Source organism: Pseudomonas sp. GW456-12-10-14-LB2 (genome assembly GCF_002884345.1).
GTDB lineage: Bacteria > Pseudomonadota > Gammaproteobacteria > Pseudomonadales > Pseudomonadaceae > Aquipseudomonas > Aquipseudomonas paraglycinae.
Genome location: NZ_POHV01000047.1, coordinates 24999 through 40308, shown reverse-complemented (window position 1 = coordinate 40308; position 15310 = coordinate 24999). Strand labels below are relative to the sequence as shown.

11 protein-coding genes are annotated in these 15310 nt (G+C 60.8%); 1 reads left to right on the top strand and 10 read right to left on the bottom strand.

The window, feature by feature from the left end:
- The first annotated feature begins 135 nt into the window (after positions 1 to 135).
- Positions 136 to 492 carry a BON domain-containing protein gene (locus tag C1X29_RS25220; RefSeq protein WP_011335977.1) on the top strand — a complete coding sequence of 119 codons (357 nt, stop codon included), beginning with the start codon at positions 136 to 138 and terminating at the stop codon, positions 490 to 492.
- Positions 493 to 659: 167 nt separating this feature from the next.
- Here C1X29_RS25220 and C1X29_RS25215 read toward each other — a convergent pair whose 3' ends face one another.
- The 10 genes from C1X29_RS25215 to C1X29_RS25170 all read right to left on the bottom strand — a co-directional run bounded on the left by C1X29_RS25215 (position 660) and on the right by C1X29_RS25170 (position 15307).
- The gene (locus C1X29_RS25215; protein ID WP_102686304.1) at positions 660 to 956 is read right to left on the bottom strand and encodes a DUF2845 domain-containing protein; all 297 of its coding nucleotides are present in this window, start codon (positions 954 to 956) and stop codon (positions 660 to 662) included.
- Positions 956 to 3907, bottom strand: coding sequence for a DUF748 domain-containing protein (locus C1X29_RS25210; protein WP_102686303.1), 2952 nt, complete (start codon positions 3905 to 3907; stop codon positions 956 to 958). The genes C1X29_RS25215 and C1X29_RS25210 overlap by 1 nt, the downstream gene beginning before the upstream one ends.
- Positions 3908 to 4040: 133 nt before the next feature.
- Positions 4041 to 5057 (bottom strand): class I SAM-dependent rRNA methyltransferase, encoded by a 1017-nt coding sequence (locus C1X29_RS25205; RefSeq protein WP_102686302.1) that lies wholly within the window; start codon positions 5055 to 5057, stop codon positions 4041 to 4043.
- Between the two features lie 145 nt (positions 5058 to 5202).
- Positions 5203 to 7140, bottom strand: a complete 1938-nt coding sequence (gene acs, locus C1X29_RS25200) for an acetate--CoA ligase (protein WP_102686301.1) — start codon at positions 7138 to 7140, stop codon at positions 5203 to 5205.
- A gap of 114 nt (positions 7141 to 7254) precedes the next feature.
- Positions 7255 to 8919: a glucose-6-phosphate isomerase gene (pgi, locus tag C1X29_RS25195; RefSeq protein WP_007959603.1), complete on the bottom strand. Its 1665-nt coding sequence runs from the start codon at positions 8917 to 8919 to the stop codon at positions 7255 to 7257.
- Between the two features lie 349 nt (positions 8920 to 9268).
- Positions 9269 to 10129, bottom strand: a complete 861-nt coding sequence (gene panC / locus C1X29_RS25190; RefSeq protein ID WP_102718632.1) for a pantoate--beta-alanine ligase — start codon at positions 10127 to 10129, stop codon at positions 9269 to 9271.
- Positions 10126 to 10926 carry a 3-methyl-2-oxobutanoate hydroxymethyltransferase gene (gene panB, locus C1X29_RS25185; protein ID WP_102718631.1) on the bottom strand — a complete coding sequence of 267 codons (801 nt, stop codon included), beginning with the start codon at positions 10924 to 10926 and terminating at the stop codon, positions 10126 to 10128. The genes panC and panB overlap by 4 nt, the downstream gene beginning before the upstream one ends.
- A gap of 320 nt (positions 10927 to 11246) precedes the next feature.
- A complete protein-coding gene (folK, locus tag C1X29_RS25180) occupies positions 11247 to 11732 on the bottom strand; it encodes a 2-amino-4-hydroxy-6-hydroxymethyldihydropteridine diphosphokinase (protein ID WP_102686300.1) in 486 nt (161 codons plus the stop codon).
- A 3-nt stretch (positions 11733 to 11735) separates the two neighbouring features.
- On the bottom strand, positions 11736 to 13136 hold the full coding sequence (locus tag C1X29_RS25175; protein WP_007959609.1) for a polynucleotide adenylyltransferase PcnB: 1401 nt from the start codon (positions 13134 to 13136) through the stop codon (positions 11736 to 11738).
- A gap of 734 nt (positions 13137 to 13870) precedes the next feature.
- A complete protein-coding gene (locus C1X29_RS25170; protein ID WP_102718630.1) occupies positions 13871 to 15307 on the bottom strand; it encodes a sigma-54 dependent transcriptional regulator in 1437 nt (478 codons plus the stop codon).
- Positions 15308 to 15310 lie beyond the last annotated feature (3 nt).

Genomic DNA, 15310 nt, shown 5'->3' with positions numbered 1-15310 from the left:
TATTCATAGTTTTTAAGTTGTTGATTTATAAGGGATTATTAAGATTTTAAAAGTTGGCACAACGTTCGCAATATCTACGGTAACCCTGCTGACAAGACACGCAGCAGACTTTCCAGAAAAACAGGAGTTACTCGTATGAAGAAGTTCGCTATCACTGCCGCTGCTGCTACCGCGCTGACCCTGACCATGGCTTCCGGTGCATTTGCTCAATCGACCCAGACCACTCAGGCTCCAATGACTTTGGCTGCCGGTGAAGTCACCAAGGCTAAAGAAGCTACTTCCGATACCTGGATCACTACCAAAGTCAAAAGCGACCTGGTAACCGAAAAAGGCATTCCTGGTACCGACATCAAAGTCGAAACCAACAAAGGTGTGGTTTCCCTGTCTTCTGACGTCGCTATCACCGAGGCTCAGAAAACCACCGCAGTGAACATCACCAAGAAAATCAAAGGCGTGAAAGCGGTCTCCGCTGACGGCCTGAAAGCCGAGTAAGGCAAGACTTCTCGCCTGAACCGGGAGAAGACGCGACAGGCGGGCCGAGCAATACGTCTGCCGCACTTTAGAGTTCATGCGACCGGCCACACGGAATGTGGCCATTACAGGCCCCGGCACATGTGTCGGGGCCTGTTCTATTCAGGGGCCGGAAAAGGCGGGGAAGGTCAATTGCCGCGTTTGCTGTTGATCTGCTTCAGGCGATTGCCTTCAAAGCGCAGGTATTGATACATGCCGTTGCTCGGGCCGTAGGTCCATTCCTCGACCTGAAACTCTTCACGACGGTTGGCGCTGCGTTTGTAACCGAGCAGATCGCGACCAACCGGCTCACCACATTTTTGCAGCACCTCGCTGGCGCGGTCGCCAAGGCTGACGAGTTGGCTGCCGCAGCGCAGGGTATCGGACGCCGCAGCCTGGCTGGCGATCAATGCCAGCCCCATTGCAGCCAGCCAGTTTCGGTTCATCACTCGGCATCCAGATGCATTTGCGTCACCACTCGCCCGTCGCTCTCCGCTTCGCCGAGATTGGCGTCGATGAAGTACACGCGATCGTCGGCCAGTTGGCCTTTATCCACCAGGTAGTCCTTGATGCTGCTTGCACGGTCCTGACCGAGCTGGCGCAACAGCACGTCGCTGGAGCTCCAGAACTTGATCACGTCGGCACGCATTTTCGCCGTGCGTTCTTCCTTGCCCAGATCCTTCCATTCGGCCGGTGGCTGGGTTTTCAGACGGGTGCGATAGATGCCCTCAAGCAGCGGGCCTTTTTCGTTATCCGGTACCTGAATCAGCGAAGCCTGAGCCGGCACCTTGTCGCCCCGGCGCTGGAGCATCTTGTAGTAGTTGTACTGGTATTCACGTTCCAGGCGCTGTTCTGCGAGCAACGGACCGTCGCTGCTTTTTGCCGCGGTGCCTTCGATTTCCAGGCGCAGGGCCGGACGCTCCTTCAGCGCTTGCGACAGCTTCACCAGCGCCGCTTCGGCGTCTTTGCTCAGGTCGCTGGAACCCGGCGCGAAGGACACGGTGCCGAGGTCTTCGGAACCACCACCGCTGACCAGACCGCCAATCAGCTTGAACGGCGCGGCGGCAGCCTTGACGATCAGGTTGCGCAGGGTCTGCCAGACAATCGGCATCACGCTGAATTGCGGGTTGTTCAGGTCGCCGGTCACCGGCAGCTCGATGGAGATCTTGCCGTCGACATCCTTGAGCAGGGCGATCGCCAATTTCAACGGCAGGCTCACGGCGTCCGGGCTGTCGACTTTCTCACCCAGTTGCAGCTGCTCGACCACCACTTTGTTCTCGGCCTTGAGCTGGCCTTTGGTGATCAGGTAATGCAAATCGAGGTTGAGCCGGCCCTTGCGGATCCGGTAGCCGGCGAACTTGCCGGAGTAGGGAGTCAGGGTGGTCAGTTCGACGCGTTTGAAACTGGTGGCGATGTCGAGACTGGCCATCGGGTCGAACGGGTTGACCGCGCCCTTGATGGTCACCGGCGCATAGCGGTCGACCTTGCCCTTGATGTCGACGCTGGCCGGTTTCGCCTGACGGCTGTCGATGGTGCCGATCTGGCCGTTGAGCTGCTGGATCGCGGTGGCGAAGTTGGGGGTCAGGCTGAAGTCGGCGAAGTTGGCCGAGCCGTCGTTGATCGCGATGCCGCCGATGTGAATACCCAGCGGTTTGTCATTGCTCGCCGGTTTCGCCGCGGCGGTCTTCGCCCCGGAATCGGCCGGCTGCGGAATGAGCAGGTCGTCAATGTTGGTGGTGCGATCATCGTTGATCATGAACCGCGCATACGGCTGGAACAGGTTGACCCTGTCGATCGACAGGCTGTCGCCGTGCTGATAGTTCAGGCCTTCGACCACCACCTGCTGCCATTTGAGGAAGTCGCGGGTTTTCAGGGTGTCGAGGGTGTGCAACTGATCGACCTGAGCACGACCGGTGACGCTGAGGGCCAGCGGGTCAGTGCTTTTCAGGTTCACTTTCAGGTCGCTGCCGAGCATGCCGCTGCGCAGTTCGAGACGAATGAACGGGTTGATGTAGGACTGCGCGACCCGCAGGTCGATGTCCTGGGTTTTCACGTTGAGCTGCGCGCTGACCGGGGCCAGATTGACCACGCCGTCGGCGCTGATCTTGCCTTGCTTGCCCAGACCGGTATCGAGTTTGAGGTTGAAAGGCGAGCCGTTGAGGCTGTCGAAGTTTTGCAGATCGACGTTCAGCGGGGTGACGTCCAGGGTGACTTCCGGCTTCGCCGAACGGTCGGCCAGATGCACTTTGTAGTCACGCAGTTGCACGTCCTTGATCAACACTTGCCACGGTTTGCTCGGCGCGGTCGGTTCAGGTTTCGGCGAGTCGGCGGCCGCCGGGGTGCTTTTCGGCTCCGCTGCAGCTTTGGCAGCGGGTTTCGATGGCTGGCTGGCGAACAGTTTTTGCCAGTCCAGTTGGCCGTCCGCTTCCAGCGCCGCCCAGGTTTCCAGTTTCTGACTGCGGATCTTGCCGACCACCACTTGCTGCTTGGCCAGGTCCACCGTGGTGTCGCTGACGTCGAGGCGCTCGAGTTTCGCCAGCTGACGTCCGTCCGGCGCCTTGATCGCGAACGGCGCGATGTTGACCGCGACGTTGCTCAGCAGCAGTTCGGTTTCCTTGGACAGGTTGAGCTTGTAGTCGGTGCTCAGGCTGACGACACCCTCTTCCAGCACCAGTGGCACGGCGTCGCGCACGTAAGGCCAGAAGGCTTTCATCTTGCCATCGGTGATCTTGAGGGTGCCTTCGGAAGCGATCGGGATCAGGCTGAAGTTGCCTTTCCAGTCGATCTGCCCACCGGCCGGGCCGATCGCGACGAGGGTCATGTCGGCGTTGTCTTCGGGCAGTGTGCTGAGGTTTTTCAGCTCGAAGTCGAGCTTGTCGTAGAGAAATTCGATCGGTTCGCTGGGGCGCGCATCCACGAAATGCAGGTTGCCGCCGGCCAGCTGGATGCGGTCGATGCGCAGCGGAAACGGTTTGGCGTCGGGATCGGCCGGGGTGGGCTCGCTGGCGGGGAGCTTGAACAGGCCGAGCAGGTTGAGCTGACCATCCTTGGCGAACAGGATCTCGGTTTTGGATTTTTCCAGTTCGATGTCGGACAGATGCAGGGCTTTGGTCCACAGACTGTCGAGTTGCAGGTTGGCGTACAGACGTTCGAAGCCGACCTGTTCCTTGCCCGGCTCGCCGATCACCAGGCCCCACAGTGTGAGTTCAAGGCTGAACGGGTTGAGTTCGATGCGCTGCAGATGCGCCGGCACCGTGGCGTAGTTGGCCAGTTGCTGATTCACCACCCTGAGCGCAATGCCCGGCAAAATCAGGAACCCCAGCAGGCTGTAGAGGGCCAGGGCAGTCAACAGGGCGCCAATCGCGCGAATCAATCCTTTGGGCATGTGCGGCTTCATCTGTCTGAATCGGAGTGCCTTGGAGTATGGCACGCGATTCCGGTTCCGAAGTACATCGCACGAGACAGGATTGTTCAGATTTGTCTGCAATTTCTGTAGGAGCTTCCGAAGGCTGCTCCTGCAGGGGTAAAGATCAGAGCTGCAGAATCAGCGTCTTCAACGGCGGTTGTTGATCCATCGACGGGAAGTCCTGGCCCGGAGTCATCACGCTCCATTCACGCACCGGCCGCCCGGCTTTTTCGGCGCAGCGCAGCACTTGTTCGCGCCAGTCGTCCATGCTGACTTTCGCCAGATTGTTGCAGCAGATCAGCACACCATTTTCGGCGGTGGTCAGCAGGGCCGGCTTGAGCAGGCTTTGATAATCGCGCAGCAGGTCGACGGTGCCGAACGCGCTCTTGGCCCACGCGGGCGGGTCGAGGAGCACCAGATCGTACTGGCGCTGTTCCAGGCGCTGATAGCTCGGCAGTTTCTGCCCGCGACGCTGACTGATCGGCAGGCCGGCGAGTTGGCGGATCGCCGGGAAGTAGTCGGACTGGATGAATTCCATGGTCGGCAGTTGCGGATTGAGCTGACCGTTCTCGCGCCCCACCGCCAGATTGCCCTCGGCGAAATCCAGGTTGCACACCTCACGTGCACCGCCTGCTGCTGCGCTGAGGCCGACGCCGCAGGTGTAGGCAAACAGGTTGAGCACGCTTTTGCCCTTGGCGTGATCCTTGACCCAGCCGCGGGTGTTGCGCAGGTCGAGGAACAGCAGCGGATCCTGTCCGGCATGGCGTCCGCGCACACGATAATTCAGGCCCCATTCGTGGCCGACCAGATCGGCCAGCGCGGCGTCGTCGGCGCGGTAGACGCTGTCTTCACGGTCGATTCGCGAGTTGCCACGGGAGCGGTCGTTGTAGACCAGCAGGGTTTCAAGGCCCAGAGTCTGGTTGACCATGGTGTGCAGTTGCAGCAGGTCTTCGCGTGCCAGGGTCTGGTGGAAACTTTGCACCATCAGTTGCGGGCCGTAGCGGTCGATGGTCAGGCCGCCGGCACCCTCCTGGCTGCCGTGGAACAGCCGATAGCAGTCGGTGCCCTGGCGGTGCAGCTCGGCGAGCAGATCCTGGCGTTGGTCGAGGGCGGCGCGCAGCGCCAGGTTCAAGGAAGACATGCGGGCGCCTTGCTGGAGGGAATCGGGGCGCGGGAGTTTAGCAGTTTGGCAGGCAATCGAGGGGTTCCCATCGCGAGCAGGCTCGCTCCCACAGACGATCATAAGTCCTTGTGGGAGCGAGCCTGCTCGCGATGCTTTTGCGGCCTTACTGGTTCAGGCGTTTATCGATCAAGCCCTGCACCACGCTCGGATCCGCCAGAGTCGAAGTGTCGCCAAGGCTGTCGAGTTCGTTGCAGGCGATCTTGCGCAGGATCCGCCGCATGATCTTGCCCGAGCGGGTTTTCGGCAGGGCCGGGGCCCACTGGATCAGGTCCGGTTTGGCGAAGCTGCCGATTTCCTTGCTGACGTGGGCCAGCAGTTCTTTCTTCAGTTCATCGTTGGGCTCGGTGCCATTCATCGGTGTGACGAATGCATAAATCCCCTGACCTTTGACGTCGTGGGGATAACCGACCACGGCGGCCTCTGCAATGCTGTCGTGCAGCACCAACGCACTTTCCACCTCGGCGGTACCGATGCGATGGCCGGAGACATTGATCACGTCATCGATGCGCCCGGTGATCCAGTAATCGCCGTCCTCGTCGCGGCGGGCGCCGTCGCCGGTGAAGTAGTAACCGGGATAGGGCTTGAAGTAGGTGTCGACCATGCGCTGCGGATCGCCGTAGACGCTGCGAATCTGCGCCGGCCAGCTCGACTTGATCGCCAGCACGCCACTGCCGGCGCCCTTGATCTCCTTGCCGTGCTCATCGAGCAGCACCGGTTGCACGCCGAACATCGGCTGGGTGGCGCAGCCCGGTTTGATCCGCTGGGCGCTGACCAGCGGGCTGAGCATGATGCCGCCGGTTTCGGTCTGCCACCACGTATCGACAATCGGGCAGCGCTGTTCGCCTACGACGTTGAAATACCATTCCCACGCTTCCGGGTTGATCGGCTCACCGACACTGCCGAGCAATCTGAGGCTTTGTCGCGAAGTTTCCTGCAAGGGCCCGGCGCCTTCACGCATCAATGCGCGCAGGGCGGTGGGGGCGGTGTAGAAGATGTTGACCTTGTGTTTGTCGATTACCTGCCAGAACCGCGAAGTGCTCGGGTAGCTCGGCACGCCTTCGAAGATCAGGGTGGTGGCGCCATTGGCCAGCGGGCCGTACACGATATAGCTGTGGCCGGTGACCCAGCCGACGTCGGCGGTGCACCAGAACACTTCGCCGTCGCGGTAATCGAGGACGTACTTGAAGGTCATCGCCGCTTGCAGCAGGTAACCGCCGGTGGTGTGCAACACGCCCTTGGGTTTGCCGGTGCTGCCGGAGGTGTAGAGGATGAACAGCGGGTCTTCGGCGTCCATCGGTTCTGGCGGGCAATCGTCGCTGACGTCGCGCACGGCCTGGTGATACCAGAGGTCGCGACCTTCGACCCAGTCGACTTTGTTCTGGGTACGCTCGACCACCACGACGGTGCTGACATTCGGACAACTCTGCAGGGCTTTGTCGACGTTCTGTTTCAGCGGCACGAATTTGCCACCGCGCACGCCCTCGTCGGCGGTGATCACGGTGCGGCAGTCGGCGTCGAGAATGCGGTCGCGCAGGGAATCCGGAGAGAAGCCGCCAAACACTACCGAGTGAATCGCGCCGATCCGCGCGCAGGCGAGCATGGCGTAGGCCGCTTCGGGGATCATCGGCATGTAGATGCACACCCGGTCGCCTTTTTTCACGCCACGGCTTTTCAGCACGTTGGCCAGGCGGCAGACGTGGTGATGGAGTTTGCTGTAGGTGATTTGCGTCGATTCGGCAGGGTCGTCGCCTTCCCAGAGGATGGCAGTCTGATCGCCGCGCGTTTCCAGATGGCGGTCGATGCAGTTGTAGCTGACGTTCAGCTTGCCACCGGCAAACCAGGCGGCGTCGCCGGTCTTCAGGTCATAGCGCTGGACGGTCTGCCACGGCGTGCTCCAGTCGAGGAAGCGGGTGGCCTGTTCGGCCCAGAAGGTGCTGGGGTGTTCAATGGATTCGCGGTACAGGCGCTGGTAGTCGTCCTGACTCAACTGTGCAGCCCGGCGGACGGCATCGGCTTTGGGGAACGTGCTGATATCGAACATGACGGTTCCTTATTCTTGTTGTGCGACAAGGATAAAGATGCGCCGAGAGCGGAGAGGGTTCAATACCTGTAAACAAACACCCCCTCATGGCGAGGGGGTGTGTTCAGGGCTGGATCAGCCGCGGTGACGGCCGCGGAAGTAGTTGATCAGGCCTTGGGTGGACGGGTCCTCAGCGGCGGTTTCTTCGCTGCCGACCAGGCGGTTATAGACGCCTTTGCCCAGTTCCTTGCCCAGCTCCACGCCCCACTGGTCGAAGGCGTTGATGCCCCAGACCACGCTTTGCACGAAGACTTTGTGTTCGTACATCGCCACCAGTGCGCCGAGACGACGCGGGCTGATGCGCTCGACCACCAGGGTGTTGCTCGGACGGTTGCCCGGGATCACCTTGTGCGGTGCGAGTTTCTGCACCTGGTCTTCGCTCATGCCCTTGTCGCGCAGTTCCGCTTCGGCTTCCGGCAGGGTCTTGCCGAGCATCAGCGCCTGGCTCTGCGACAGGCAGTTGGCGTACAGCCACTGATGGTGGTCGGAGACCGGGTTGAAGCTGACGATCGGCACGATGAAGTCGGCCGGGATCAGTTGGGTCCCTTGGTGCAGCAACTGGTGATAAGCGTGCTGACCGTTGCAACCGACGCCGCCCCAGATCACCGGGCCAGTGTCGGTCGACACCGGGGTGCCGTCCTGACGCACGCTCTTGCCGTTGGATTCCATGTCCAGCTGTTGCAAGTGCTTGGTGATATTACGCAGGTAGTGGTCGTACGGCAGGATCGCGTGGCTTTGCGCGCCCCAGAAGTTGCCGTACCACACGCCGAGCAGGGCCAGCAGCACCGGCATGTTCTGTTCGAACGGCGCGCTCTGGAAATGCTGGTCCATGGTGTAGGCACCGGACAGCAGTTCCTTGAAGTTGGACATGCCGATGGCCAGCGCGATTGGCAGGCCGATGGCCGACCACAGCGAGTAACGACCGCCGACCCAGTCCCACATCGGGAAGATGTTTTCTTCGCGGATACCGAAGGCCACGGCGGCGGCATTGTTGCTCGATACGGCGATGAAGTGGCGATACAGCTCGGCTTCCGAACCACCCTGGGCCAGGTACCAGGCGCGTGCGGCCTGGGCATTTTTCAGGGTTTCGAGGGTGTTGAACGATTTCGACGAAACGATGAACAGCGTGGTCTCGGCGCGCAGTTTTTGCGTCAGCTCGTGGAATTCGCTGCCGTCGATGTTTGCCAGGTAATGGCAACGCACGCCTTTCTGGGCGTAGGACAGCAGGGCTTCGGAGACCAGCTCGGGGCCGAGGAACGAGCCGCCGATGCCGATGTTCACCACGTCGGTGATCGGCTTCTCGGTGTAACCGCGCCACAGACCGTCGTGGATGCGGCCCACGAGATCGGTGATCTGGTTCAGGACCTTGTGTACTTCAGGCATCACGTTGACGCCGTTGACCGACAGCTTGTCGCCGACCGGGCGACGCAGGGCGGTGTGCAGCGCCGGGCGGCCTTCGGAGGAGTTGACGATTTCGCCGTCGAACAGCGCCTTGATCGCGCCCTTGAGATCGACTTCGTTGGCCAGACCCACCAGCAGATTGCGGGTCTCGGCGTTGATCAGATTCTTCGAATAGTCGAGAAACAGTCCGCAGCTGCTGAGGGTGAACTGATTGAAGCGCTGCGGATCGGCGTTGAAGGCTTCGCGCATGCTGAAATCCTGCATGGCTTGGCGGTGATCTTTCAACGCTTGCCAGGCAGGCAGAGCGGTAACGTCATGAGGAGTGCGGTAGTACGCCATCGCTGCGGTTTTCCTTTTTACTTGAACGGCCTTTTGAACTCTGAAAAGACCTCCCCACCATGTTTGGGCGAGGGGGCAACTGCGTCGACACGATTACTTGGGCGCAGGGCGAATACAGTAAACCCAGCGCCGCGATCTGTCTTGGCTTTGTCTGACCTGTTTTCGGTACTTTTTTAACATTGATAACAGACGGGGCCGACAGACGGCGAGTAATGCGAGCAAGTCCCTGCTTATCGCGTGGCGTCGAACGGCAGGAAGTTTGCCCGATGGGCAGGTGCTCAGCAATACGGTCTGGAAGCGCGTGCAGACGCTGTGGGAGCGGGGTTGCTCCCACAGCGTTTGCCGGTGTTCAGGCGGGGGTATCGAGATTCAGGTGCAGGTTGTCGATCAACCGGGTGGTGCCGAGGAAGGCCGCGATCAGAATCACCAGATCACGATCCTCGGCCGTTGCCGGGCGCAGGGTCAGGGCGTGGCGGATTTCCAGGTAGTCCGGACGCAGGCCGGCGGCTTCCAGTTGCTGGCGTTGCGCCTGGATCAGGGCAGGGAAGTCGCGTTCACCTTGCTTGATCGACTCGGCAATGCTGCTCAGGGTGCGATAGACCACCGGCGCCACAGCGCGCTGTTCTTCACTGAGGAAACCGTTGCGCGACGACAGCGCCAGACCGTCGGCGGCGCGTACGGTCGGCTCGCCAATGATCTGGATCGGCATGTTCAGGTCATGCACCAGCGCGCGGATCACCGCCAGTTGCTGGAAGTCTTTCTGGCCGAAGATCGCCAGGTCCGGCTGGACCATGTTGAACAGCTTGCTGACCACCGTCGCCACGCCTTCGAAGTGCCCCGGACGGCTGGCGCCGCACAGGCCTTCGGACAGTTGCGGCACGCTGACCCGGGTCTGCCCGGCCATGCCGTCGGGGTACATTTCCTCGACGGTCGGGGCGAACAGCAGATCGCAGCCGGCTTCCAGCAGTTTTTCCTGATCCGCCGCCAGGGTGCGCGGGTATTTGTCGAGGTCTTCGCCGGCGCCGAACTGCAGCGGGTTGACGAAAATGCTCGCGACCACGAAGTCCACGCGCTGGGTGGCCTTGGTGATCAGGGCAATGTGGCCGCTGTGCAGGTTGCCCATGGTCGGCACGAAGCCGATGCGCTTGCCTTCACTGCGGGCGCGCGCCACGGCGGCGCGCAGTTCACGTACGGTTTTGACGGTGTTCATGCAGAGAATCCGTGTTCGATCCCGGGGAAAGTGGTGGCTTTGACTTCACTGACGTAAGCCTTCAGCGCGGACTGGATGCTGTCCTGACCCTGCATGAAGTTCTTCACGAATTTCGGCACACGGCCGCTGATCGACAGGCCGAGCATGTCGTGCAGCACCAAGACCTGACCGTCGGTATTCGAACCGGCGCCAATGCCAATCACCGGGATTTTCACGGCCTGGCTGATTTCAGCCGCCAGTTCGCTCGGCACGCATTCGAGCAGCAGCATGGCTGCACCGGCCTGTTCCAGCGAGATCGCGTCGGCGCGCATCTGGCGTGCCTGGTTCTCGTTGCGACCTTGCACTTTATAACCACCGAGAATGTTCACGGCTTGCGGGGTCAGGCCCATGTGGGCGCAGACCGGCACACCGCGTTCGGCCAGCAGGCGGATCGAATCCGCCAGCCACAAGGCGCCTTCGACCTTGACCATGTGCGCGCCGGCCTGCATCAGCAGGGCGCTGTTGGTCATGGTTTGCTCGAGGGTGGCGTTGGCCATGAACGGCAGGTCGGCCAGGATCAAGGCATCAGAGTTGCCGCGTTTGACGCTGGCAACGTGGTAGGCCATTTCTGCGGTGGTCACGGGCAGGGTGCTGTCGTGACCCTGCAGGACCATGCCGAGGGAGTCGCCCACCAGCAGCACTTCGACACCGGCCTCGTTGCAGGCGTGGGCGAAGGTCGCGTCATAGCAGGTCAGCATGGTGATCTTTTCACCTTTCTGCTTGAGGCTCTGGAGCGTGGTCAGGGTGATGGCTGGCATGTAAGAAATCCTCGTTCAGGCGCTTTGGAAACTACTGCGAGTAACGCGCGTGATTCGTCATCTATTCAGGCGCACGCTCTTTTGTCGTGCTTATAAGGCCTGGATTGCGCCCTTGTATGCCGGGTTGGCGGCAGCGGGACGCCTATAGTCGTGATGAGGCCTCAGGAAGTCAATTGCATGTGTTACCGCATTGTTACGAGGGGAGTGTTACCGGCGTTACTGATGCGATTCAGCGGGCCGGCGGGCCTGATCTGCGGGGTTTTTGTCCTACAAGAACGCAAAATGCGGGAGCCGGTTGGCTCCCGCATCAGCGGTTTGTGTCAGGCGTGGGAGAGGCGCTCGAGGCCGACGAACGGGCAGGCTGCGAGAAGATCGGCAAGGGTGCGGCCATCAGCCAGACGCAGATCTTCGGGCGCCAGTTCGGCCAGGGGATAGAGAACGAACGCGCGTTCCTGCATGTGGTAATGCGGGACTTTCAGGCGCGGCTCGTCGATCAGGCGATCACCGAACAGCAGAATGTCCAGATCCAGCGTGCGTGGGCCCCAGCGCTCAAGGCGTTCGCGGCCCTGATCGTTTTCGATCGCCTGCAAGGCATCGAGCAGATCAAGCGGGGCGAGCGCGCTGTCGAGCGCGGCAACCGCGTTGGTGTAACGCGGTTGGCCCGGCAGCAGCGAGTCGCTTTGGTAGAAGGCAGATACGCCGACCAGTTCGGTCTCGGGCAATTGCCCCAGCGCGTCGACCGCGCTGCGCAGTTGTTCGGCCGGGTCAGCCAGGTTGCTGCCCATGCCGATGTAGATGCGTTCCATGCCTTATTCGCCCGTGGCGCTCGGTGCGCCAGCGCGTTTGCGTTTGGAGCCGCTGCTGCGGCGACGCTTGCGCGGTGCGCCACTGGCGTCATCACCCTTGCCACTGAGGTCGCGGATCATGTCGCGACGTTCGCTGTCGTTGGCGTCCTGATAATCGGTCCACCATTCACCCAGGCCATCGGTCTGCTCGCCAGCGCTTTCACGCAGCAGGAGGAAGTCGTAGCCGGCGCGGAAGCGCGGATTGTCCAGCAGCAGGTCGGCGCGTTTGCCGCTGCGGCGTGGCAGGCGTTCCTGCATGTCCCAGATCTCGCGGATCGGCATGGTGAAGCGTTTTGGAATCGCGATGCGCTGGCACTGTTCGGCGATCAGTTCGTGAGCGCCTTCCTGCATGGCTGGAATTGGCGGCATGCCGCGCTCTTGCAGACGTAGCACTCGGGCCGGCAGGGCAGGCCACAGCAGGGCAGCAAACAGGAACGCCGGGGTTACCGGTTTGTTCTGCTTGATCCGCAGGTCGGTGTTGGTCAGTGCTTCGCTGATCAGCGTGTGGGTATATTCCGGGTTGTGTTCCAGCGCATCGGCACTGGCCGGGAACAGCGGCGCGAACAGTTGCAGGTCGACCAGCATCTCGAACGTGATCGCGCCATGACCGGAGAGGAACAGCTTGAGCACTTCCTCGAACAGGCGGGCCGACGGAATCTCGCGCAGCATCGGCGCCAGTTCGCGGATTGGCTGGACGGTGTGCTTCTCGATACCGAAGTTCAGCTTGGCGGCGAAACGCACGGCCCGCAGCATCCGCACCGGGTCTTCCTGGTAACGCTGCTTCGGGTCGCCGATCAGACGGATCAGGTGATTGCGGATGTCGTGTACGCCGTTGGCGTAGTCGAGGATGCGCTCGCTGACCGGATCGTAATACAGGGCGTTGATGGTGAAGTCGCGGCGTTGCGCGTCTTCTTCCAGGGTGCCGTAAACGTTGTCACGCAGAATGCGCCCGCTCTCGTTGCGCGAAGACTGGTTGCTGTCTTCGTCGTCTTCGTTTTGCGGGTGATTGGCGCGGAAGGTCGCGACTTCAATGATTTCGCGACCGAAATGGATGTGTACCAGCTTGAACCGGCGGCCGATGATCCGCGCATTGCGGAATTCGGCGCGAACCTGCTCGGGGGTGGCGCTGGTGGCGACGTCGAAGTCTTTGGGCGTGATGCCCAGCAGCATGTCTCGCACGCAACCGCCAACCAGGTAGGCCTGGTAGCCGGCGCCCTGCAGACGTTCGACGATGTTGACCGCGTAACGGCTGAATTGCGCCTTCTGCAGCGAGTGTTGGCCGCTGTTGAGGACTTCAGGCGTGCTACGGATGTGTTGCGTACGACGCAGGGGAGTTCGGAATGACTGGAACAGCTTCTTCAGCATGGGATGCACTGTTTGAAGGAATGTTCGGCCATACCAGAGAATGACCGCATGATGGGCCGGGATTCTAGCATTTAGTCGAGGGATGGTGTAGGACGCTGCCGTTTTGCGCTGCAAGCCGCAGGCTAGAGGGGGTGGAGATGCGTCAGAAGGGGGGATTTGCCAGAAAGGAGAAACTACAAGGGGAGCCGAAGCTCCCCAAGAAGTAGTTGCGTGCTCTTTTTATTATTGATTCGGGCTTCTTGTTTTTGTTGAGTGCCCTCGCCATGAAGCTTTTCCTTCATGACCCTCCCAATCGGGAGCCAAGAGCAAACGGATTGCTTTGGTCGCTGTGTTGCAGTGATCTTGCGATCCAACCAGTACAGGCTCTGTCTTAAGACAGTTTTTGTTGTTCTCGGCCTGGTCGTGGGGCTAGCCCCAAATACAACGCCTCTCCAAAAGAATCAGTTAGCTGCGCCTCTCGCCGTCTTGTTTTTATTGTGCGTGAGTCGATTCGTCTTATTTTTATTGTCTTGTGCATTGCTTGTTATTGTTCTTGTACCAAACATATAGCAGGTGCCGTGCCAACTTTTGAGAACCCCAATAAAACAAGGGGTTAGGTCGATATAACCGTTTTCGCAGGTCGAAAAAAAGCCGGGGTTTCGTTACCGATAACCCCGGCTTCTGTTACGTGAAAAGACTGAGGTAACAGTTTTTTCACCTCTTCAACGGTAGCCCGCACACTCGACAGGTAACGTTCAGCTCTCGCTGGCGACCCCGGTCTTGCGCCGTGGAATGCCCAGACGCTGACGGCGTTCCCACAGGCATTTGCGGCTGACGCCCAGTTTGCGCGCCAGTTCGGTCTCGGTCATGTGGTCCTGATGCTCGAGTACGAAATGCTGGAAGTAGTCTTCCAGTGACAGGTCTTCGGTCGGCTCGTGGCTGCTGTTGCTGGCGTTACCGGCCGTTTGCGCCGGCAGGCCGATGAATTCGTCGTCCTCCAGATCGCCCAGCTCGATGTCGATACCCAGCAGGTCGGCAGAGATTTCCGGGCTTTCGCTCAGAATCACCGCGCGCTCGACGGCGTTTTCCAGCTCCCGCACGTTACCCGGCCAGGAATAGTGCCGGATCGCCTGTTCGGCATCGGCGGCAAATTTCAGGTCGGTGCGGTTGATGCGGGCGCTCTGACGAGCAAGGAATGCATTGGCGATTTCGTTGACGTCGGCGCCACGCTCGCGCAGGGCCGGCAGTTTCAATGCGATCACGTGGAGGCGGTAGTACAAGTCTTCACGGAACTGGCCGATTTTCGCCAGGCTCTTGAGGTCCCGGTGGGTCGCGGCGATCAATCGGACATCGACCTTCTGCGACTGCACCGAGCCAACACGGCGAATCTCGCCTTCCTGCAATACGCGCAGCAAACGAGCCTGGGCTTCCAGTGGCAACTCGCCAATTTCGTCGAGGAACAGCGTGCCGCCGTCCGCCGCTTCCACCAGACCGGCGCGACCGGCGCTGGCACCGGTGAACGCGCCTTTCTCGTGGCCGAACAGTTCGGACTCGATCAGGCTTTCCGGGATGGCGGCGCAGTTCACCGAGATCATCGGCGCCTTGGCACGTTTCGACAGGTTGTGCAGGGCGCGGGCCACCAGTTCTTTACCGGTACCGGACTCGCCCTGGATCAGCACGTTGGAATCGGTCGGGGCGACTTTACGGATCTTGCCGTAAAGATCCTGCATCGGCGGACACGAGCCGATGATGCCGATTTCGCCATTGCTGTTATCGATCGCGGATTTGCCGCTGCCATTGGCCGATTTGGCGAGAGCTGCTTCGCCGACGGCAGGCGCCGACTGGCGATCGCGCAGGATCCGCGCGACAGCCTGAAGCATTTCATCGTGGTCGAAAGGCTTGGCGATGTAATCCACCGCGCCCATCTTCATCGAGTCGACCGCCGAGCGCAGGCTGGCGTAGCTGGTCATGATCAAAACCGGCGTGCCCTGGCCGAGCTTGATCAGCTCGGTACCCGGAGCGCCCGGCAGACGCAGGTCGCTGACGATCAGATCGAATGTGGGAATACTGAAGCGTTCTTGTGCTTCCTGCACTGAACCGGCTTCGCTGACCTGGTACTGGTTGCGTTCCAGCAGGCGGCGCAAGGCGGAGCGGATAATGGTTTCGTCTTCGACGATCAAAATGTGCGGCATTGA